16 protein-coding genes are annotated in these 19269 nt (G+C 53.8%); 8 read left to right on the forward strand and 8 right to left on the reverse strand.

The window, feature by feature from the left end; genetic code table 11:
• Positions 1 to 190 precede the first annotated feature (190 nt).
• From cgtA to dnaN, 5 genes are all read left to right on the forward strand, one after another.
• Positions 191 to 1201, forward strand: a complete 1011-nt coding sequence (cgtA, locus tag ACK4IR_RS07140; RefSeq protein WP_409873696.1) for an Obg family GTPase CgtA — start codon at positions 191 to 193, stop codon at positions 1199 to 1201.
• 35 nt (positions 1202 to 1236) lie between these two features.
• Entirely contained in the window at positions 1237 to 3768 is a 2532-nt protein-coding gene (locus ACK4IR_RS07145) for a CHAT domain-containing tetratricopeptide repeat protein (RefSeq protein ID WP_409873697.1), read from the forward strand.
• Between the two features lie 2 nt (positions 3769 to 3770).
• The gene (locus tag ACK4IR_RS07150) at positions 3771 to 5042 is read left to right on the forward strand and encodes a sensor histidine kinase (RefSeq protein ID WP_409873714.1); all 1272 of its coding nucleotides are present in this window, start codon (positions 3771 to 3773) and stop codon (positions 5040 to 5042) included.
• A gap of 76 nt (positions 5043 to 5118) precedes the next feature.
• The gene (gene murJ / locus ACK4IR_RS07155) at positions 5119 to 6684 is read left to right on the forward strand and encodes a murein biosynthesis integral membrane protein MurJ (protein ID WP_409873698.1); all 1566 of its coding nucleotides are present in this window, start codon (positions 5119 to 5121) and stop codon (positions 6682 to 6684) included.
• A 102-nt stretch (positions 6685 to 6786) separates the two neighbouring features.
• The gene (dnaN, locus tag ACK4IR_RS07160) at positions 6787 to 7896 is read left to right on the forward strand and encodes a DNA polymerase III subunit beta (protein ID WP_409873699.1); all 1110 of its coding nucleotides are present in this window, start codon (positions 6787 to 6789) and stop codon (positions 7894 to 7896) included.
• On the opposite strand, the gene ACK4IR_RS07165 is transcribed toward dnaN, so the two are convergent.
• Complete coding sequence (locus ACK4IR_RS07165; protein ID WP_409873700.1) at positions 7893 to 8525, reverse strand: CPP1-like family protein; 633 nt, start codon at positions 8523 to 8525, stop codon at positions 7893 to 7895. The two genes, dnaN and ACK4IR_RS07165, sit on opposite strands and share 4 nt — an antisense overlap.
• Before the next feature lie 620 nt (positions 8526 to 9145).
• Here ACK4IR_RS07165 and bchL point away from each other — a divergent pair.
• The 3 genes from bchL (at position 9146) to ACK4IR_RS07180 (ending at position 11615) form a co-directional block, all read left to right on the forward strand.
• Positions 9146 to 9991 (forward strand): ferredoxin:protochlorophyllide reductase (ATP-dependent) iron-sulfur ATP-binding protein, encoded by an 846-nt coding sequence (gene bchL, locus ACK4IR_RS07170; protein WP_409873701.1) that lies wholly within the window; start codon positions 9146 to 9148, stop codon positions 9989 to 9991.
• Positions 9992 to 10055: 64 nt separating this feature from the next.
• Entirely contained in the window at positions 10056 to 10199 is a 144-nt protein-coding gene (locus ACK4IR_RS07175; RefSeq protein WP_409873702.1) for a hypothetical protein, read from the forward strand.
• Positions 10200 to 10232: 33 nt separating this feature from the next.
• A complete protein-coding gene (locus ACK4IR_RS07180) occupies positions 10233 to 11615 on the forward strand; it encodes a ferredoxin:protochlorophyllide reductase (ATP-dependent) subunit N (RefSeq protein WP_409873703.1) in 1383 nt (460 codons plus the stop codon).
• Positions 11616 to 11659: 44 nt separating this feature from the next.
• Here ACK4IR_RS07180 and ACK4IR_RS07185 read toward each other — a convergent pair whose 3' ends face one another.
• The 7 genes from ACK4IR_RS07185 to ACK4IR_RS07215 all read right to left on the reverse strand — a co-directional run bounded on the left by ACK4IR_RS07185 (position 11660) and on the right by ACK4IR_RS07215 (position 19079).
• Positions 11660 to 13753, reverse strand: coding sequence for an AMIN domain-containing protein (locus ACK4IR_RS07185; protein WP_409873704.1), 2094 nt, complete (start codon positions 13751 to 13753; stop codon positions 11660 to 11662).
• A 94-nt stretch (positions 13754 to 13847) separates the two neighbouring features.
• Complete coding sequence (locus ACK4IR_RS07190; RefSeq protein WP_409873705.1) at positions 13848 to 14573, reverse strand: pilus assembly protein PilO; 726 nt, start codon at positions 14571 to 14573, stop codon at positions 13848 to 13850.
• Positions 14570 to 15271 carry a PilN domain-containing protein gene (locus ACK4IR_RS07195; protein ID WP_409873706.1) on the reverse strand — a complete coding sequence of 234 codons (702 nt, stop codon included), beginning with the start codon at positions 15269 to 15271 and terminating at the stop codon, positions 14570 to 14572. Before ACK4IR_RS07195 ends, ACK4IR_RS07190 begins: the two co-directional genes overlap by 4 nt.
• Positions 15272 to 15282: 11 nt before the next feature.
• Positions 15283 to 16326 carry a type IV pilus biogenesis protein PilM gene (gene pilM / locus ACK4IR_RS07200; RefSeq protein ID WP_409873707.1) on the reverse strand — a complete coding sequence of 348 codons (1044 nt, stop codon included), beginning with the start codon at positions 16324 to 16326 and terminating at the stop codon, positions 15283 to 15285.
• 322 nt (positions 16327 to 16648) lie between these two features.
• Positions 16649 to 17203, reverse strand: coding sequence for a L,D-transpeptidase (locus ACK4IR_RS07205; RefSeq protein WP_409873708.1), 555 nt, complete (start codon positions 17201 to 17203; stop codon positions 16649 to 16651).
• A gap of 210 nt (positions 17204 to 17413) precedes the next feature.
• Positions 17414 to 17692: a hypothetical protein gene (locus ACK4IR_RS07210; RefSeq protein WP_409873709.1), complete on the reverse strand. Its 279-nt coding sequence runs from the start codon at positions 17690 to 17692 to the stop codon at positions 17414 to 17416.
• A gap of 157 nt (positions 17693 to 17849) precedes the next feature.
• Positions 17850 to 19079 carry an acetate/propionate family kinase gene (locus tag ACK4IR_RS07215; RefSeq protein ID WP_409873710.1) on the reverse strand — a complete coding sequence of 410 codons (1230 nt, stop codon included), beginning with the start codon at positions 19077 to 19079 and terminating at the stop codon, positions 17850 to 17852.
• Between the last annotated feature and the right edge of the window lie 190 nt (positions 19080 to 19269).

The raw sequence follows: 19269 nt of genomic DNA on the forward strand, positions 1-19269 counted from the left end.
AGTGCCTCGCCACACTTAAAATTCCCTTAAGCCTACTATATCGCTCTTTTTGCAGCTGACATGCATCAAGCGTCTTCGATACTGAGTTTCACTCCTTGGAGTCTGTGCCATCCCCTTAAAAAGAACTGTCAATAAGTTGGCAGGATACAATACTCAATATCCACCCCATATACAGCTCATTGCGGCCAAAATGCAATTTATTGACCTTGTGGAAATTCATGTCAAAGCCGGGAAAGGGGGCGATGGTATGGTTGCCTTTCGCCGTGAAAAGTATGTGCCTGCGGGGGGGCCATCGGGGGGCAATGGGGGCAATGGTGGCTCGGTGATTCTCAAGGCTGTGTCCAATTTACAAACACTACTGGACTTTCGCTATGCCCATGTTTTCAAGGCAGAAGATGGCCAACGCGGTGGGCCGAATAACCGTACAGGAGCTTGTGGCGCCGATTTGGTGATTGAAGTGCCCTGCGGCACCATGGTCTGGGATGCAAAAACAGAGGAATTACTAGGCGACCTCACCACCTCCGGTCAAACGCTGCTGGTGGCCAAGGGGGGCAAAGGGGGGCTAGGGAATAAGCACTTCCTCAGCAATCATCAGCGGGCACCCGACTATGCCCTACCGGGACGGGAGGGGGAAGAGCGGCATCTGCGGCTAGAACTCAAACTACTGGCGGAAGTGGGTATTATTGGCCTGCCCAATGCGGGTAAATCCACGTTGATTTCGGTGCTGTCGGCGGCACGCCCCAAAATTGCTGACTATCCTTTTACAACCTTGGTGCCCAACTTGGGGGTGGTGCGTCAACCCAACGGCGATGGCACGGTGTTTGCCGATATTCCCGGTCTCATTGCCGGTGCCCATGCGGGTCTAGGCCTAGGACATGAGTTTCTTCGCCATATTGAGCGCACGCGCCTCTTGCTGCACTTGATTGATGCCACGGTTGAGGATGTGGTGGCTGCCTACCAAACGATTCGCGATGAGCTGGTGGCCTATGGCCATGGCTTGGGCGATCGCCGGCAAATTGTTGCCCTCAATAAAATTGATGCCCTAGATACCTCGCAAATCACGGCTATTCAAGAGACCCTCGCTGGCTATGTGGGGCAACGGGTTTTTGCCATCTCGGCGGTGGCTCGTCAGGGGCTAGAGCCGCTCTTAGAGGCCGTTTGGCAGGAACTGGGGGTTAGCGTCTCCCATCTATATGCTTGATTCGATGGGTGCTGTTGAGAAATGCCAAGGAAACAATGAACACCAGAGGATGCCTTCTCTTGGGGGCGATCGCCTTTGGAAGTAGCTTGATTCTGGGTTTAGGTTCCCCCACGCTCTCCGAGCCTTCGCCGCCGCCGTTTCAGGAACTGGCGGATCAAATTGAGCAACTGCGACAGGAGGGCAATCTCCAAGTCGCCATCCCCCTAGCAGAGCGTTTTGTCACCCTAGTGGAAACTACCCTAGGGCAGGATCATCCCCTTGTGGCCGCAAGTCTCAACGAATTGGCCAAACTCTATGTTGAGCAGGGCAATTATGCGGCGGCACTCCCCCTTTACCAACGAGCCTTGGCCATCTATGGGCGCACAGAGAGTGCAGATCAACAGGCAGTGGCTGCAACGCTGAATAACTTGGCCAATCTCTACCGTGCTCAAGGGAATTATGCTGCGGCATTGCCGCTGTTTCAGCGGGCGCTGGCGATCGCCGAAAAGACCTTCGGGAGCCATCATCCTGAAGTGGCAGTCATTCTCAATAACATGGCTTTCCTGCACACCGAGCAGAAAGACTACGCCCGCGCCCTGCCTTTGTATCAACGCGCTCTGCGCATCTTTGAGCAAGCCCTGGGAGAGAAAAGTCCCTACGTGGCAACCACGCTCAACAATTTAGCAGGTCTGTATCGGGAGCAAAAGAATTACACCGCCGCCTTGCCCCTGTACCAACGTGCCCTTCAGATTCGGGAACACACGTTGCCCCCCGGCCACCCTGAGATTGCCGCCAGCTTGAACAATTTAGCCACCCTCTATTATGACCGCCGCGACTACGCAGCGGCTCTGCCGCTCTATCAACGCACGCTGGCGATCGCGCGATCGCGCCTAGGCGAGAATCACCCCCATACGGCGGCTACCTTGGGGAATCTTGCTGCGGTCTATTGGCAACAGGGGGATCTCGCGCGAACCCTTACCTTAATGAAAAACGTAGAGGAGATCGAAGAAAAGAACCTCAGCCAAAATCTGATTGTCGGTTCAGAAGAGTACAAGCGCAACTACTTGGGGACGTTTCAAGACACCACCCATGCCATTCTCACGTTGCATCTCCAGCATCTGCCCCACGATCCTGAAGCCACTGCCTTTGCCTTGACCACGATTTTGCGCCGCAAAGGTCGGTTACTCGATTTCCTCAGCCAAAACCAAGTTCGACTGCGACGCCAACTGGCGCCTGCGGATCAAGCCAAGCTGCAAGAACTCATCACCCTGCGCACAAGGATTGCCAAGCTTGTGTTTGCCTCGCCCGCGGCGGCGGCTTTTTCCGAACTGCAGCGCCTGCAAGCCCAAGCCGATCAACTGGAAGCGGAATTAAGTCTTGCCGGTGCAGCCTTTGGGGAACTCAGGCAACCTGTAACCCTTGCTGCGGTTCAACGGGCAATTCCGGCCAATGCGGCTTTGATTGAATTTATTCGCTATCGCCCCTACGACTTGGGCAGGCAGCGCTTTGGTGAACCGCGCTATGGGGTCTATGTTTTGCGGGCTACAGGTCAACCCCTTGGCAAAGATCTGGGGACTGCCGCTGAAATTGATGCCCAAGTGCGCCAGACTCGGTTACATTTGGCCGACCCTCGCCTACCCAAGGCTGAGGTACAACGGGCGGCTCAAGCCCTTGCTGAGCGGGTGTTCACCCCTATTCGGGCGTGGATTGGCAATGCCACCCATTTACTCATTGCGCCGGAGGGGGAGCTAAACACCATTCCTTTTCAGGCGCTGGTGGATGCCCAAGGGCGCTATTTGGTGGAATCTTATCTGATTACCCTGCTGACCTCCGGGCGGGAACTTTTGCGCCTGCAATCCCGATCCGCCGCGGCCAATCCGCCTTTGATCGTTGCCGACCCGAATTTTGATCGTTCCCTTGGCAGCCCTTCTCCCTCTTCATCCACCCTACGCTCCCTTGACTTGCGGGGGCTGTCCTTTGATTCTCTATCGGGGACGGCTAAAGAAGCGCAAGCCCTCAAGGCTCTCCTACCCCAGGCTCAAGTGTTTCGCCGGGCAGCGGCCACAGAAGCAGCGGTTAAAGCCGCTAATTCCCCTAAAATTCTCCATTTGGCCACCCATGGCTTCTTTTTGGCCAACTTAGGCGAGAAGGGTCTGCTTGAAAACCCCCTCCTGCGATCCGGCTTGGCCTTGGCGGGGTTTAACCGGCGCCAGAGCGGTTCAGAGGTGGATGATGGGGTGCTCACGGCCTTGGAGGTTAGCGGCATGAACTTGAGCAGCACCGAATTGGTGGTGCTCTCCGCCTGCGATACAGGGCGAGGGGAGGTGGTGAATGGCGAGGGGGTCTATGGGTTGCGGCGAGCTTTCACGTTGGCGGGGGCGCGATCGCAGGTGGGTACGCTATGGAAAGTGGATGATCAAGTCACCCGCGAGATAATGGTGGCCTTTTACCAGAACCTGCGCCGGGGGATGGGGCGCACAGAAGCCCTACGGCAAGTGCAGCTTCAGCGCCTCCAGGAGGAATCCCCCTACTATTGGGCGGCGTTTGTCTCTAGTGGGGATTGGTCGCCCTTGGCGTTGCCACAATGACGATGGTGCGTGCCATTCAATACCGCTTGGCGCTCTGGTATGGGGGGGTGACGGCTCTCCTGCTCCTCCTCTTTGCCACAGGGTTCTTTTTCTACGTGCGGGGAACGCTGATCGAGCGCATTGATGATACCCTCAGCCATGTGGCGGAGGTGGTGAGTCGCTCCCTCATGATTGACCCAGGCACAGGGGAAACAATTGATTGGAAAGCCAGTTTGGGCAGTCATCCCTTGGCGGCCTTGGAGGAAGATCACATTGACCTTGAGGGATTTACCCCCGATCGGCGCTTGGTTTGGAGCACGTTTTCAGACCCCCTTGATCTGCCTTTGCACCTCGGTCGAAGGACGGAAACCGTACAGGTGGGTGAGGATCGCTGGCTGCGGCAGATGACGGTTCCCTTGGTCGTGGGCGATCGCCTCCTAGGCTATTTGCGGGTCAGTCATCCTTGGTTCGAGGTGACCCAGCCGAGTCAAGCCCTCCTTTGGGATCTCTTGGTCGGTATCGCCATCACCCTCACCCTGGTGAGTATTAGTGGCTGGTTTCTTTCACGGCTGGCGATCGCCCCCTTGCAGCAGTCCTATGCCTATCTAAAGCAATTTACGGCCGATGCCTCCCATGAGCTGCGCAATCCTGTGGCGCTGATTCAAACCAATGTGCAAGTGGCTCTAGCCACCGAGGATGCCGAGATCCAACGCCAACAACTCTTGGTTATTGAACGCCTCAGTCGCCGCCTTAGCCGCTTGGTGGATGATCTGCTCTTTTTGGCTCGCCAAGACAGCGGCATGATTCCCCTGCAAACCCAGCCCTGCCACCTCGATGCCATCCTTTTGGGTGTAATTGAGGAGCAGACACCCCTGATCCGGCAGAAGCAACTGCAACTGGAGTTAGAAATTGCAGATCCCCAGACCTCAGAGGCAGCAGCCTACCGCCTTTGGGGCAACCCCGATCACCTCAGTCGCCTATTCACCAATGTCCTCGGTAATGCCGTGCAATATACCCCCGCCGGGGGGCAGATTCAGGTGCAGCTAGAGCAACAGGGTAAATTCTATCGCGTCGTCATTGCCGACAACGGACCGGGGATTCCCACCGCTGAGCTGCCGCGTCTTTTTGATCGCTTTTATCGCCTTCAGGGCACAAAGTCGGAAGGAACAGGTTTGGGGCTGGCGATCGCCCAATCCATTGTCCAAGCCCACCGCGGCCAGATTCAGGTCACCAGCGAAGTCGGTCAAGGCACCTGTGTTACGATTCTGCTGCCCGCAGAAATGAAAGAGATCTAGATCGCTGATAGGATGATTGCCAGATTTGTTTTGCAATTCAGCCCATTGAGGTCGGTGCCTCAGGATTAACATCACTGTGAAGAAAAAATCCCGCTCCCTTGCCCATATTGCCACCATTGTTGCCATTGCCACCCTGTTGAGTAAGGTTGCAGGCCTGGTTCGCCAGCAGGCGATCGCTGCCGAATTTGGGGTGGGTGCCGCCGTGGATGCCTACAGTTATGCCTATGTGATTCCGGGGTTTCTCTTTGTGCTCTTGGGGGGCATCAACGGTCCTTTTCACAGTTCAATCATCAGCGTTGTTCTCAAGCAACCGCCGGAAAAAGCTGCTCCCTTGGTGGAAAGCATCACCACCGTTGTGGGGGCGCTGTTGCTGGTGCTAACGGCCATTTTAATGCTGCTGGCCGACCCCCTGATTCAACTCATTGCCCCCGGCGCCGATCCAGAGATTCAAGCCTTAGCCGCCGAGCAGTTTCGGATCATGGCGCCCCTAGCGGTGCTCGCCGGTTTGATTGGCATCGGCTTTGGGACGCTCAACGCTGCCGATCAGTACTGGCTGCCCTCCATGAGTCCCCTGTTGTCGAGCTTAGCGGTAATTATTGGCATTTGGTTCTTTGCCGATCAATTTGGCCCGGCGGTGCTGGCGTGGGGAACCCTAGCAGGAGGGGTACTGCAATGGCTGGTACAAATTCCTGCCCAGTGGCAGGCCGGCATGGGGACGCTGCGCTTGCGGTTTGATGTCAATCGTCCTGAGGTGCGGGAGTTAATTCAACTCATGGGGCCTGCCACCCTCTCGTCGGGCATGCTGTTGATTAGCGTCTATATCAGTCTCTTTTTTGCCTCTCAACTGCCCGTGGGTGCGGCTTCGGCCTTGAGTTACTCGCAACTGTTATTCCTCACGCCCTTAGGGATTCTCTCCAATGTGATCCTTGTGCCCTACATGCCCATTTTTGCCAAGCTGGCCCGACCCGACCACTGGGCGGATTTGAAGGAGCGCATTCGCCAAAGCTTGATACTGACGGCCTTAAGTATGATGCCCCTAGGAGCCATGATGGCGGCTTTGGCATTGCCGGCAGTGCGGGTGGTCTATGAACGGCGTGCCTTTGATTTTCAGGCTTCCCAATTGGTGGCGGCACTGCTGGTGGTCTATGCCGTTGGCATGTTTTTTTACCTTGCCCGCGATGTCATTGTGCGGGTCTTCTATGCCCTGGAGGATGGCCGCACTCCCCTCTCTATCACCCTCTGGGGACTGGGATGTAATGCCCTCTTTTGCTTTTTGTTTACTAAAGCCTTTGGCGCCGTTGGGTTGGCCATGGCCACCGTGGGGGTGAATACGGTATCGTTTACTGCCCTGACTTGGATTTTGCACCGCCGGCTGGGGGGGCTGCCTTGGGGCAAGCTACTTGTCCCCTTGGTCGGAATTGCCCTTGCCAGCCTACTGAGTGGCGGCGCAGGTTGGGGTGTCCTCAAAGGACTGGAATTGCTCTGGGGTCAGGAGGGCTTGGGGGTGCAACTGTTGCAGTTGGCGATCGCCGGCAGTGTCAGCCTGATTGTTTTTGCAGCGGCTATCTCACCCCTAAATCTACCGGAGCTAGAGTTTTTCCTGAGCAAAGTGCGGCGGTTTTTGCCCAAGCGCTATCGGTAATCAATTGCCGTAGTATGCTAGAAAATCCGCTAGTTCATAAGCTGTTTTTGCGATCGCCCCCCTTGAATTCAAACTTTACCTGCCTCTGCTCTGGAGTCCACCATGAAAGTTGTTTGTTCGCAATCGGTTCTCAGTAGCAAGCTAGCTCCCCTGAGTCGCGTTGCCCCCAGCAATCCGTCGCACCCGATTTTGGCAAACATTCTACTGCAAGCCGAGGGTGGCCGCCTTGGCCTCTCCGTCTTTGATCTCAGTTTGGGGATGCAAATCTGGCTCGATGCAGCGGTGAAGGTGCCGGGGGCGATTACGGTTTCCGCCAAGCTCTTTAGCGAGATGGTGTCGCGCATGCCCAACCGTGAGATTGAGATTACGGCGGAAGATACGCGGGTGATCCTCGACTATGGCAGCGGCTTCTTTGAGATTCAGGGGATGAGTGCTGAGGAATTTCCTGCCCTGCCCACCTTAGACGATGTCACCCCTGTCACTTTAACCGCAGAGGCATTGCGGCGGGGACTTCAGGGGAGTTTATTTGCCGCTAGCACCGATGAAACCAAGCAAATTCTCACCGGGTTGCATGTGACCTTTGAAAGGGATTGCTTAGAGTTTGCCGCCACCGATGGCCACCGCCTCGCCGTTACGGTCACCGAGCAGCCGGTTCCTGAAGCCCTCTTGCCGATTACGATTCCGGCAAAATCCCTCAAGGATCTAGAGCGGCTGATGGCCAAACAAGAGGGAGATGTCGCCCTGCGCTGTGACCCAACCCAAGTGGTGTTTGATATTGGCAATGATGCCCGCATTACCAGTCGGCTGCTGGAGGGGCAGTACCCCAATTACCGCCAACTGATTCCCAAAACCTTTGCCCGCCAAGTCACTGTGGAGCGATCGGCTCTCGCGGCTGCCCTAGAACGGGTGGCAATTCTAGCAGCTCAAAAAAATAATGTTGTCAAAATTAACATTGATGCTGAGGCTCAGGAACTCAAACTCTCTGCGGAAGCTCCGCAACTCGGCAGTGGCGAGGAGAATGTGCCCGCCCAGATTTCCGGCGAATCCATGACGGTAGCCTTTAATGTCAAATACCTCCTCGAAGGCTTGAAGGTGATGAATAGTTTGGCTGTACAACTGCTACTCAACGGCGAAACGCAGCCGGCCGTCCTCCATCCCTTGGGGGAAGCGCAGATGAAGTACTTGGTAATGCCGATCCAAATTCGCAGTTAGCGCAGGAAGTTGCTGGTGAGCCAAAAGGTAACAAAAACGCCAATGCCCACCAGTTGATCCACATTGAGGAATACCCCCGGCAAACCAAGCTGGTAGAGGCCCACGCCAATGCCGGTGCCCACCGCTAGGGCAATCAGGGTGATCAAGAAGGCACGGCCAAGGCGTTGTTCCTTACGTTGGAGCCATACGAGGTTAAAGCCAACCCCCAGTGACAGCACTAAGGCCAAGGTATCCGGATTTGCCTGAGACAGCCCGATCGCCATCAGAACGGCATAGACGGTTGAGGTAATGGCCATGCCCCGCAGGCTGGGGGTATCCAACTGTTGTTGCCACCATTGAAGGGCGGGATGATTTGCAATGCGATTCGGCTTGGCCGGGGCTAGCTCATTGAGTTGCTCAGCATAGCGAATGCGCTCAGGCACTTTAATTTTGCCCTGTTGGCGTTGCCGCAGCCGATCCATCAAAATCGCATCGTAGGCCGCTTCAATTTCGGTACGCTGCCGTTCATCCCCCGGATGAGCTGCTAATAGCGCATCCCGTGCTTCCTTAATTTGCTCAAAAGAAGCGTCTTCCGGCACTTGCAGCTTTTCGTAGGGGTTGTCACTCATGGCAAATTGATCTTTGTTCATTGGCCATTCTTACGGGCAGTATCAACAGCGGTTTGAAGGCTAGCCTACAGCTTTTTCCTAATGATGGCGTACCTTTTGCAGAAGCCGACTTGCTCATGCAGACAGATGGCAGAGAAAAACGCTGTGGCACAATGGCCTTCCCTCAAATTCTAACCACTTCCTAGGGAAAACGAGAGAAAGTGGCGCCCAAAGGGATGCAACTGCTTAAATTGTAACAAATCATTTACTTTCGAGATTTTTTAATGATTCTTTACAAGGATACGGGCGATCGCCCCCTAGGGAAAAAGTTTCTTTTTTTAGACTTCATTTGGGCGCGATCGCCGGGCAGACAAACTTTAGCCTCTGGTGCAATGGTGCTGCTGAGCATTTCGGAAACAAGACTTTTGTATTTTTGTTTTATTTATTAACAAAATTAACAGCAAAAATATTAAAATAGTTTTCTAAGGAAATGAGTAATGTTCTGACAAGTTTCTATTCCTTGGAAATTTTTTTGCTAATTCTGAAATCATCTGAAATTTTATTACAAGAAAATAATTTATTTGACCACTGTGGCTTCTGGCGATCGCTAGCCGACAATATCCTTTAGGTCATCGTGTCGCTTCATTGGAGGCAAGGTCAACGTGAAACTCGCAGTGTATGGCAAAGGCGGAATTGGCAAATCCACGACCAGTTGCAACATTTCGGTGGCGCTGGCGCGGCGGGGCAAAAAAGTCCTGCAAATTGGCTGTGACCCCAAGCACGACAGCACATTTACCCTCACGGGCTTTCTCATTCCCACCATCATTGACACACTCCAAGCCAAGGACTACCACTATGAGGATGTCTGGCCAGAGGATGTGATCTACAAAGGCTATGGCGGCGTGGATTGTGTCGAAGCGGGTGGCCCTCCGGCAGGCGCAGGCTGTGGTGGCTATGTGGTCGGCGAAACCGTCAAGCTCCTCAAGGAACTCAATGCCTTTGATGAATACGATGTCATTCTCTTTGATGTGCTTGGGGATGTGGTCTGTGGTGGTTTTGCCGCCCCTCTTAACTATGCCGATTATTGCCTAATTGTCACCGATAACGGCTTTGATGCCCTCTTTGCCGCCAATCGCATTGCTGCCTCCGTCCGCGAAAAGGCGCGCACCCATCCGCTGCGTCTTGCCGGTCTCATTGGCAATCGCACCAGTAAGCGGGATCTCATTGACAAGTATGTGGAAGCCGTTCCCATGCCAGTTCTTGAGGTTCTGCCCCTGATCGAGGACATTCGGGTGTCGCGGGTCAAGGGCAAGACGCTGTTTGAGATGGCCGAAAGTGATCCCAGTCTTAACTATGTCTGCGACTACTACCTGAACATTGCCGATCAAATTTTGGCACGGCCTGAGGGAGTGGTGCCCAAGGATGCCCCCGATCGCGACCTCTTTGCCCTGCTATCGGACTTTTACTTAAATCCGCAAGGGCTAGAACGTTCACTTGCAGCGGTCTAAACCTCCCCTAGAATGCTCCACGCAACCCCTTCGCTGGAGTGAGACTGAGCAACGATCCCATCGCATGATTTCCGCCCTTGGCTTGAACTTTAAACCTGACGAAGAACTGGCCAATCGCGATAACCCTGCGCAACTGCCCCCCAAGCCCTTTGTCAGCAATCGGGCTAAAGAACACCGTGAGAAGACCGCTGAAAGTCAGCAAACCTAGTTTCGATAGTTTCTAAATTTGGAGGCTCTCCCTATGACTGCGACTGCTCCCACTGCCCTCAACTTTGAGTGTGAAACAGGCAATTACCATACGTTTTGCCCCATAAGCTGTGTGGCTTGGCTCTACCAAAAGATTGAGGATAGTTTCTTTTTAGTCATTGGTACCAAGACCTGTGGCTACTTTTTACAGAATGCGATGGGGGTAATGATTTTTGCTGAACCCCGCTATGCCATGGCGGAGCTAGAGGAGGGAGACATTTCGGCGCAACTCAATGATTATGAAGAGTTAAAGCGCCTCTGCCTCCAAATTAAGCGCGATCGCAACCCCAGTGTCATTGTCTGGATTGGCACCTGCACTACGGAAATTATCAAAATGGACTTGGAGGGACTGGCTCCCAAACTCGAAGCCGAAATCGGTATTCCCATTGTTGTTGCCCGTGCCAATGGTCTCGACTATGCCTTTACCCAAGGGGAAGATACAGTGTTAGCAGCCATGGCTGCACGTTGTCCGACATCGGCGGCTGTCAGTAACCTAGAGGAACGCAACCCCATCCAACGCCTTCTCAACTTTGGCAAGAAAAAAGAGGAAGTCCAAGCTGAATCACACCAATACCACGACCACCCACCCCTTGTTCTCTTTGGTTCCCTCCCAGATCCTGTCGTCACCCAACTGACGCTGGAATTGAAAAAACAGGGCATCAAGGTGTCAGGATGGCTCCCTGCCAAACGCTATACGGAATTGCCCGTGATTGACGAGGGCTACTACGTCGCTGGTGTGAATCCTTTCCTCAGTCGTACTGCCACCACGCTGATTCGCCGTCGTAAGTGTCAACTGATTACAGCCCCCTTTCCCATTGGTCCTGATGGTACCCGTGCATGGATCGAACAGATTTGTGCCACGTTTGGGATTCAGCCCCAAGGTCTAGCGGAGCGGGAAGTCGAGACTTGGGCAAAACTCAGCGACTACCTTGAATTAGTGCGGGGCAAATCGGTCTTTTTCATGGGGGACAATCTCCTAGAAATCTCCCTAGCGCGGTTTTTGATTCGCTGTGGTATGCGCGTCCATGAAATTGGCATCCCTTACATGGATAAACGCTACCAAGCAGCGGAGCTAGAACTCTTGGCGCAAACCTGTGCCGAAATGGGTCATCCCCTACCCACCATTGTTGAAAAACCCGATAACTACAACCAGCTTCAGCGCATCAAAGCATGGCAACCTGACCTAGTGATCACCGGCATGGCCCATGCGAACCCCCTCGAAGCCCGTGGCATCAGCACCAAGTGGTCGGTGGAATTCACGTTTGCCCAAATCCATGGCTTTGGCAATGCTCGCGACATCTTGGAACTGGTGACTCGTCCCCTGCGGCGCAACCAAGCCCTTGCGGGATTAGGCTGGCAAAAACTTATTGCCAACTAAAAAATGAACCCCCTCTGCGTGTATCGAGAGGGGGCAAACCACACTTAGAAGCGCTGCGGTGGCGGTTGCAAAATCCGATTTTGCAGCTCTGGCGGCATACTCCCCGGCGTCGGTGAGTACTGGTAGCCAAACTCGGCATTCTGCGTATCGTCAATAATCTTTGGTGTCACCATCACCACCAGCTCATTGCGTTGACGCTGGTTGCTTTCCCGTCGGAACAGTCGCCCCAATAGGGGAATATCACCGAGGATCGGAATTTTGGTCACCAAGGAGCGATCCCGATCTTGAATAATGCCTGCCAGCATCAACGTTTGGCCATCCCGCAAGCGAATCCGCCCTGACTCCATCCGCCGCTGCGAGAGCAGGGTACCTGTAGAGGGGTTAGTAACGCCGGGAAAAACTACTGAATAAGTATTACTAGGCGCGCTCACTTCTGGAGACAGTTGCAATGTAACAAAACCATTGTCATCAATTTGTTCTACCGTGACATTAAAGATAACACCAGCAGGTCGAATGATAGGTTGAATTGACTGCGATTGGAGTGCGGCTCCTGCACCGGTTCCCTGAGAGCTAACCGTAGATTGAATGCCTGAAAAGATTTCTTGGGTTAAGTTGACTTGAGCTGCGCTCCCCTCTTGAATAACCAGTGTAGGATTAGCCAAGACAACGGCATTTCCGGTTTTGATAGATAACTGAAGCTGTGCAAAAAAGTTACTGAGCAAACTGTCCACTGTGGCACCGGGAATCGGCGGCAAAGGAGGAGGGGTCAGACCTCCAACATTGGGTGTTGTACCACGAATGATAGTTAATCCATTAGGATTAAAAATTGCCCCCCAAAGGCTGCCACCAAAGTTTGTGATTAAATCTGCATTGGCATTACGCTCACGCGACAGGTTGACATCAATAAACTTGACATTGACCATCACTTGGCGCTTGCGCACATCGTACTGTTGCAGCAGCTGCACCGCCGTCTCCACCTTACGGGGAGAGCCGATCAAGGTAATCGTGTTGGTGCGAGAGTCGGCCACTGCCTCTAAACCCGCCAACAAGGTTCGGCCTTGTCCTCCCTGTTGACCTCCCCCATTAGCACCATAGGCTTCTAAAATTTCTAAGGCGCCTCGTTGCTCTTCGTTTTCTGTGGTTGTGATTTGGCGGTTGACAGAGGTTGTAGCCGTTGTGGCTGCTGCTACACCGCCTCCACCACCGCCAACTGTTCCACCGGTATCTGCAGAAGAACTCAGTGTACGGCTAAGAGTACTTTTGAGCGTGGCGCGCAACTGGTTCAGGCGAATGGTGCGAACAATGCGATTTTGTGCCTCTGGCGGTAAGTCTTGGCCGACAAAAATGGTGCGGCCTTGGCGATTGGCCTTGAGGTTGGTGACCCGCAGAATATAGTTGAAAACATCCTGCACCGACTCGTTTTCAATATCAAGGGAAATGCGAGTCCCCCCGCCTTCGCCGCCCCCTTCGGGAAACACGACGTTCATATTAGCGGCACGGGCCAGAAGAGAGAGAACCTCCCGCACCGGTGCCTCTCGTAAAAGTAAGCGGGGAATGCGCTGATTGGTGCCCAACTGAATCACATCCGGCTCGGCACTGAGGGGACTCACCAGCATATCGCCAACGGGTGGCGGCACCGGGCGCGGCAGAAAAGGCGGCACTGCACTTGGTCCGGGGGGCATGGCCATGGGTTGACCGGTGGGGGGCACTTGAGAACCGGCAGGGCCTTGAGTGGTGATGAAGTTAATTTGTAGGCCGTCGCGCCCTTCGCGAATCACTTGGCCAATGGGGGCAGCACTAATGCCATTCACAGTGACGCGGATGGTGGTGGCATCCAGTTGCACTACCTCTACAGAGGAAATGCCGGGAGCAGGGTTCTCTTGGCGGAAAGCACCCCCTTGGGGTAAGCGAAGTTGGCTATTGGCAATGTCGGCAATGGAGGCATTCCCACGATTGACGGTGAAAACCGCTGGCCGTAGATTCCCCTGCACGTTGAAGAGGAGTTGAATACCGTTGGGTGCTGTTACAAGGCGAATGCCGGTAATTTCAGTTGCTGCTGCCCAAGTAGGCGTTTGACTTGCAGCGATGAGGGCTGTTGTAGCCACCCCTAACCCGAGACGATGTAAAAGCTGACTCACGATGCTTGACTCCTCACAAATGCCACCAAACGTACGAAAAGAGAATGCAACTCAGTCCCAAAATAATCTACGCTGCTTCTTTGATTGTCATGCGCTATTGCTGTTGTGGTTGCTGCGGTTGTCCTTGCTGCTCACCTCCTTGGGGCTGAGGGGGCGCCAGAGCGGCAATTTCCTCAGGGGTTAGGGGCACGTAGGCCATGAGCTTAAATGTGGTAATCACTTCGCCGGGCTTATCAGCAATGAGTTCCATCGTCAGGTTGTTGATAACGAGGAAGTTCTGCTGCTGATCAATTTTTTGCATGATCTGCAAAATGCTGGGAAATGGCCCTTGAATCGTAACGTTGGTTACTTGTCTTTTTAGTTTGGCATTTAATTCGGGGCCAAGGGAGCCATCTTGGACAATTCCTGAAGCTGCACTGTCGGGTTCAAAGGTATTCAGTTGGGCGCCGCTAGTCTGAATTAGACGGTTAATGTCAAGGAGGAGGGTGTCGAGAGCTTCCTGTGTCGCAAAGAGCGATCGCACGTCACGATTTTCCTGCTTGGCGCGCTCTAACCCCGCTACCACATCATTGAGTTGCTTCAGGATCATTTCCCGCTGCGAGAGGTTATTTTCCTGTTGGGTAATTTCCTCCTGTAGCTTAGTGGCTTCTTCGAGCTTGGGGGCAATGAGAAGGTTTCCTAGATAGACTGCTGCTCCCAAACCGACGAGAGCAATGAGCACCCCACTCACAATGGGGGTGAGGGTAATACCAAAGACCGTTGGATAATTCGGTGCCGGGTCCTCAATTGGGGGGCCACCAAAATCGCCAGTTAGGGTCATTGCTGTACCACTCCTTTTTCTTTGAGAAATTGAATGCGCGCCACGAGTCCTTCAACGCCATTGGCGGCGAGTTCTTCAAGGAGTTCTGATGCGGGCACGCTGGCGATCGCCGTCTTGATACTGAAAGAAACTTTTGCTGTTGTCTCCTCTTTACCCTGCTGGTTGACCCGTTCCGCCTTCACCAACTGAGTGGCCTTACCATCAAAAAAGGGAGAGCGATTTTGCAAGAGTAATAGAAAGTCACTGACGGCATCAAAGGAGACAGCGGTGCCTTCAATCGTTAGCTCTTGACCGGTTTGCCCTCCTTGGGTAATCCGCCGAATTTGCACCTCCGATGGTGTTTGAATGGCCATATTGCGCATCACTGCCGACCAAGGCTTGACCTGATTAAACACTGTGGCCAAGGCTTTGGTTTCCGCTGATATTTGCTCCTGCTCTTTTTTAATTTGATCCATGCGTTGCAGGTCTGGAGAAATGGCTGCGAGGCGATCCTGAATGCTTTTTTGTTTATTCGCTAGTTGTTGTAGCCAGAGGTTCGCACCCATTGAGCCAAGAAGAGCCAAACCTAGAAAGAAGAGAGCAGCAACACCACCAATAATGATCGGCACATTGTTCATTCCTGCCGCTGCGGTTGTGGTAGCAGCCATGCTCCCTACTTCGGGACGTTCTTTAAGGAGGTTAATCTCAATCGAGTACATCGGGGATGCTCCTAAGCGCCACGCAGACCAAGACCGATCACCGTGCCGAGGGCAGGGCGTTTTTCAAGGGGAATTTCTTCGGGGGTTTGCAGTCCCAGCAAACTAATCGGGTCAACCAAAGTGGTGGCATAGTTGAGCCGTTGACTAAAAAATTCATCCACTTGACCAATACTGGCACCGGGGCCTGCAAGCAATAACTGGGACACCTCTAGACTCTCCCCTTGGTTGAGGTAAAAGTCAATGGAGCGGCGGATCTCATCTGCTAGATCGGAGAGCACCCGCAAAATAGCGGCACCACTGGGGTTGAGTGCTCCCGTTACATCCATCGGCTCTAGAGGAACGGTCAGATTTTCAATTAGGTCAACGCCCATCGAAGGTGGCAGGTTCATGGCGCGGCTAATGGCTTCTTGCATCCGTTCTTTGCCAATGGGCACTTTACGGTTGAACTGAGGAATGCCATCTTTGACAATGCTAATTTCTGTACCTTCATCGCCAATATCAATAATCGCTGCTGCTTCTCCGACAAACTGCTGTAGCGAATCCCGCAGGGTACGCATCAGGGCAAAGTTAGTGACTTCAAGGGCTGTGAGTTGCAAACCAGCTTGGGTAAAGGCATTGATGTAGGCATCGGTCACTTCGCGGGGCGTGCCCACCAGTAAAATTTCTACCCGCTCAATGCCATCTTCATCAAGGGAGGTTCCCAGTTTTTGATAGTCAACATCAGCTTCTTCACGGGGAAAGGGGAGGTACAGTGGGGCTTCCTGCATGAGAACCACTTCCCGCAATTCGTAGTCAGGTAATTCAGCAGGCAGGCGAATCAGGCGAATCACGGCTTCATTCATGGGAATCGCACTGATCACCTCTTTTTGTTTGATGCGCTTGTCCTCAATCCCTTGACGAATGGCATCGGCAACGGCGGTGGTGTCAATGATGCGGCCTTCTTCGATGGCGCCCTCACTGAGGGGGACTGAGGCCATGGCCGTCATTTTTAGACCTTGCTTTTGCCGCTGAAGCTGTACGATATTGACCCGCTCTGGGGTGAGTTCGATCCCCAAGCCTTGCTTTGGTTTTGCAAATAGATTTCCCAGCACAATATCACCCACCAGTGAACGGTCAAGTTTGCATGAGCGAGATGGCGTGAAGAGTGAGTTTTAGAACAAGGCCGTACCCTACCCGACAGGGTTATGGAAACACCTCTATTCCTAAGGCAATCATAACCAATGGGCATCAGCTCTTTCCAATGCATTGGTATGGTTTGCGAAGTGGCTTTATGCAAAACTTGAGGGAAAGCCGTTGGGAAGGTCACCGGCGATCGCCAATAATGGGCAAGCTGTCGCGTCTTTCTCTATATGTCTTTATATGATGTATTAGGATGGGTTAGGGCTGAACAATAACCTTTGTGCCCACCTCAATTTTTTCAAAGAGGGCGCGGATATCATTGTTGCGCATGCGCACACAGCCATGGGAGACCGCTTGACCAATCAGAGATTCATTCGTTGTGCCGTGGAAGCCAGCATAGTTGTTATTTCCCATGGGGGCAAAGACAATCAGGCGATCGCCCAAAGGATTGCGACTACCCGGCGGAACCAAAACCCCCGTAAAAGGATTACGCCATTGGGGATTGACGACTTTGTGAAGTACTCGAAAGTTGCCTTGGGGCGTTTCCCAGTCCGGCTTGCCCACGGCCACGGGATAGCTGGCTAGTACTTGATCACCTTCATAGAGAAAGACGCGGCGTTCCCGCAGGCGCAGGACAATTTTGCGTTCCAAAGTGGGTAGAAACGGAGTTGCCTCACCAAGGGGGGGAAGTGCCAAGGGCGCTAAGGTGGTTGGCAAGTAAGGCTCTGACTCAAAGGCACGACTCACCTTCAGCTCTTCAGCACCGACAGCAGCCATGGGTAAGGTAGCGATCGCTCCTAGTGCTAAACCCAAGATTTTTCCTCTGACCCAGCCCAACATGAGAACAACTCCGAATCTCTCTCAGGATGCTTAGAACAGAATTTGCGTTGGCGGTGCCGGGGGTGGTGCTGCGGGAGGAATGGCAGCCGGACGCGGAGCTGATACTGAGCCACCCACTTGAGGCACTTGAATAGGTTTCACGGCCACAAACTCAGGCGCAGGGACAATCCGAGCACAAATAATTTAGGCGGTGGGTACACTAGCTTTTGGATCCAAAATCACCGCCACATCAAGGCCTTCAACAATTTCTTGACGGAAGGGGCGCTGACGGTGCTTGCGATCAAATACCACCACAATCTCTTCACCCCAAGGTTGCCGCAGGGTAATATTATCTCCGTCAATGTTGGTGACAATTCCGCGCACAGCCTTCACCTGCTTGGCTTCGGCAGAGGAAAGTAAAACAGTGGTACAGGTTGCCATTGCGGCCAAGGCAACAAGAGCGGTACGACGCAGATTCAACACAGTTCAACTCCTGACGTTTTTATCTTTGGACGATCTAAAGATTGAATACTCAAAATCGAATACTTGAGGAGTGAATAATTACCCGCCGCATTCTACGTACTCCACCCTTTGAGCGTCAAGGCTAGGGCATAAATTTTGATTTTTTCTTTAGTACCCGTTATAAACATTTCACACAGGCGCGGGCGATTGCCCAATCCTCTTGGGTGCGCACCACAAGAACCCGCACTGCCGCAGAGGGCGCAGCAATGTCGCGATCGCCGGTTCCCTGCTGATTTAGGTGGCCATCCAACTCGATTCCCAGCCAAGCTAACCCTCGGCAGACATCCCGTCGCACACAGGCAGCATTCTCGCCAATCCCTGCGGTGAACACCAACCCATCGAGGCCACCTAGAGCCGGCAGAAGACCGGCAATACCCCGTTGCAGAGAATAGATAAAACAGTCATAGGCCAACTGCGCTTGGGGATTGCCCTGGTCAATGGCGGCCAAAATCTGCCGCAAATCATTGCTCACCCCGGAGACCCCCAATAGGCCGGATCGGCGATTCACCAGTTGATCCAGTTCTTCTACCGTCCTGCCGCGCCGCAGCAGATAGAGCAAGATGCCCGGATCCAGGTCGCCACAGCGTGTTCCCATCATCACCCCCGCCGTGGGGGTAAAGCCCATTGTCGTTTCTACCGAGATGCCCCCCTTGACGGCAGTCAGGGAACAGCCGTTGCCGAGGTGGCAGCTAATCAGGCGCAACTCTGCGAGGGGACGCTGCAGGAGGGTAGCCGCCCGCTCACTGACGTATTGATGGCTAATACCGTGGAAGCCGTAGCGTTGAATACCGGCGGTGGTCAGTTCGTAGGGGATGGCATAGGTGCGCGCCACCGGCGGCAATTGGGCATGAAACGCCGTATCAAACACGGCCACTTGGGGGGTTTGGGGACACATGTCCGCCATTAATTCCATGCCCAGCAGGTTGGCCGGATTGTGGAGCGGCGCATATTCACTCAATTCCCTAATTGCTGCTTTGACCTGGGCATCCACGCGCACCGCTGCTCGGTAGCGATTACCACCGTGAACCACGCGATGACCGATAATCGTAAGTTCTTCAAGGCTTTCTAGGCACTTTGTCGGGCCACGGGTGAGGGTGTCTAGGAGGGGTTTGAGCCAGTCTCGCAGGCCTGCGATTCCCCCGTCTGGATGGGTTAGGCTGGCTGCATAGCCTTGATCGGCAGTTGTCACCTGCAGGCGCGCCACCGTTGGGTCTTGTCCCCAATCGAGAAGGCCGTGCCACAGGGGATCGGGAGGGGCAGTAGCCGTGGCGGCAAGTTCAGGGGTCAACCGATACAAACAGGCTTTCAGGCTACTAGATCCCGCATTTAACACCAGCACCGTGATCATCCTAGGCCTGCCAAACCCTCGCCTCTATCCTAGCCAAGCCCCCAGGGAACCGCTGCAGCGCAGAACACCTTGATGGGAAAAAGATGGCCCTAGAATTGGGACAGGCATTGGGGAATTGACGCTCATCCCGCTAACGCTTCTCGTATAGCGGGAGATTCCCCCTTCACCGAGTCTTGGCTAGATGTCCCGA

The sequence above is a fragment of the Thermosynechococcus sp. genome (assembly GCF_046299635.1).
GTDB lineage: Bacteria > Cyanobacteriota > Cyanobacteriia > Thermosynechococcales > Thermosynechococcaceae > Thermosynechococcus.

Coding starts and splice junctions, on each gene's coding strand:
- ACK4IR_RS07165 (WP_409873700.1), bottom strand. CDS start 8,525: ATGAACAAAGATCAATTTGCCATGAGTGACAACCCCTACGAAAAGCTG.
- ACK4IR_RS07215 (WP_409873710.1), bottom strand. CDS start 19,079: ATGATCACGGTGCTGGTGTTAAATGCGGGATCTAGTAGCCTGAAAGCC.
- ACK4IR_RS07190 (WP_409873705.1), bottom strand. CDS start 14,573: ATGACCCTAACTGGCGATTTTGGTGGCCCCCCAATTGAGGACCCGGCA.
- cgtA (WP_409873696.1), top strand. CDS start 191: ATGCAATTTATTGACCTTGTGGAAATTCATGTCAAAGCCGGGAAAGGG.
- ACK4IR_RS07180 (WP_409873703.1), top strand. CDS start 10,233: ATGACTGCGACTGCTCCCACTGCCCTCAACTTTGAGTGTGAAACAGGC.
- ACK4IR_RS07175 (WP_409873702.1), top strand. CDS start 10,056: ATGATTTCCGCCCTTGGCTTGAACTTTAAACCTGACGAAGAACTGGCC.
- ACK4IR_RS07150 (WP_409873714.1), top strand. CDS start 3,771: ATGGTGCGTGCCATTCAATACCGCTTGGCGCTCTGGTATGGGGGGGTG.
- ACK4IR_RS07145 (WP_409873697.1), top strand. CDS start 1,237: ATGAACACCAGAGGATGCCTTCTCTTGGGGGCGATCGCCTTTGGAAGT.
- ACK4IR_RS07195 (WP_409873706.1), bottom strand. CDS start 15,271: ATGTACTCGATTGAGATTAACCTCCTTAAAGAACGTCCCGAAGTAGGG.
- dnaN (WP_409873699.1), top strand. CDS start 6,787: ATGAAAGTTGTTTGTTCGCAATCGGTTCTCAGTAGCAAGCTAGCTCCC.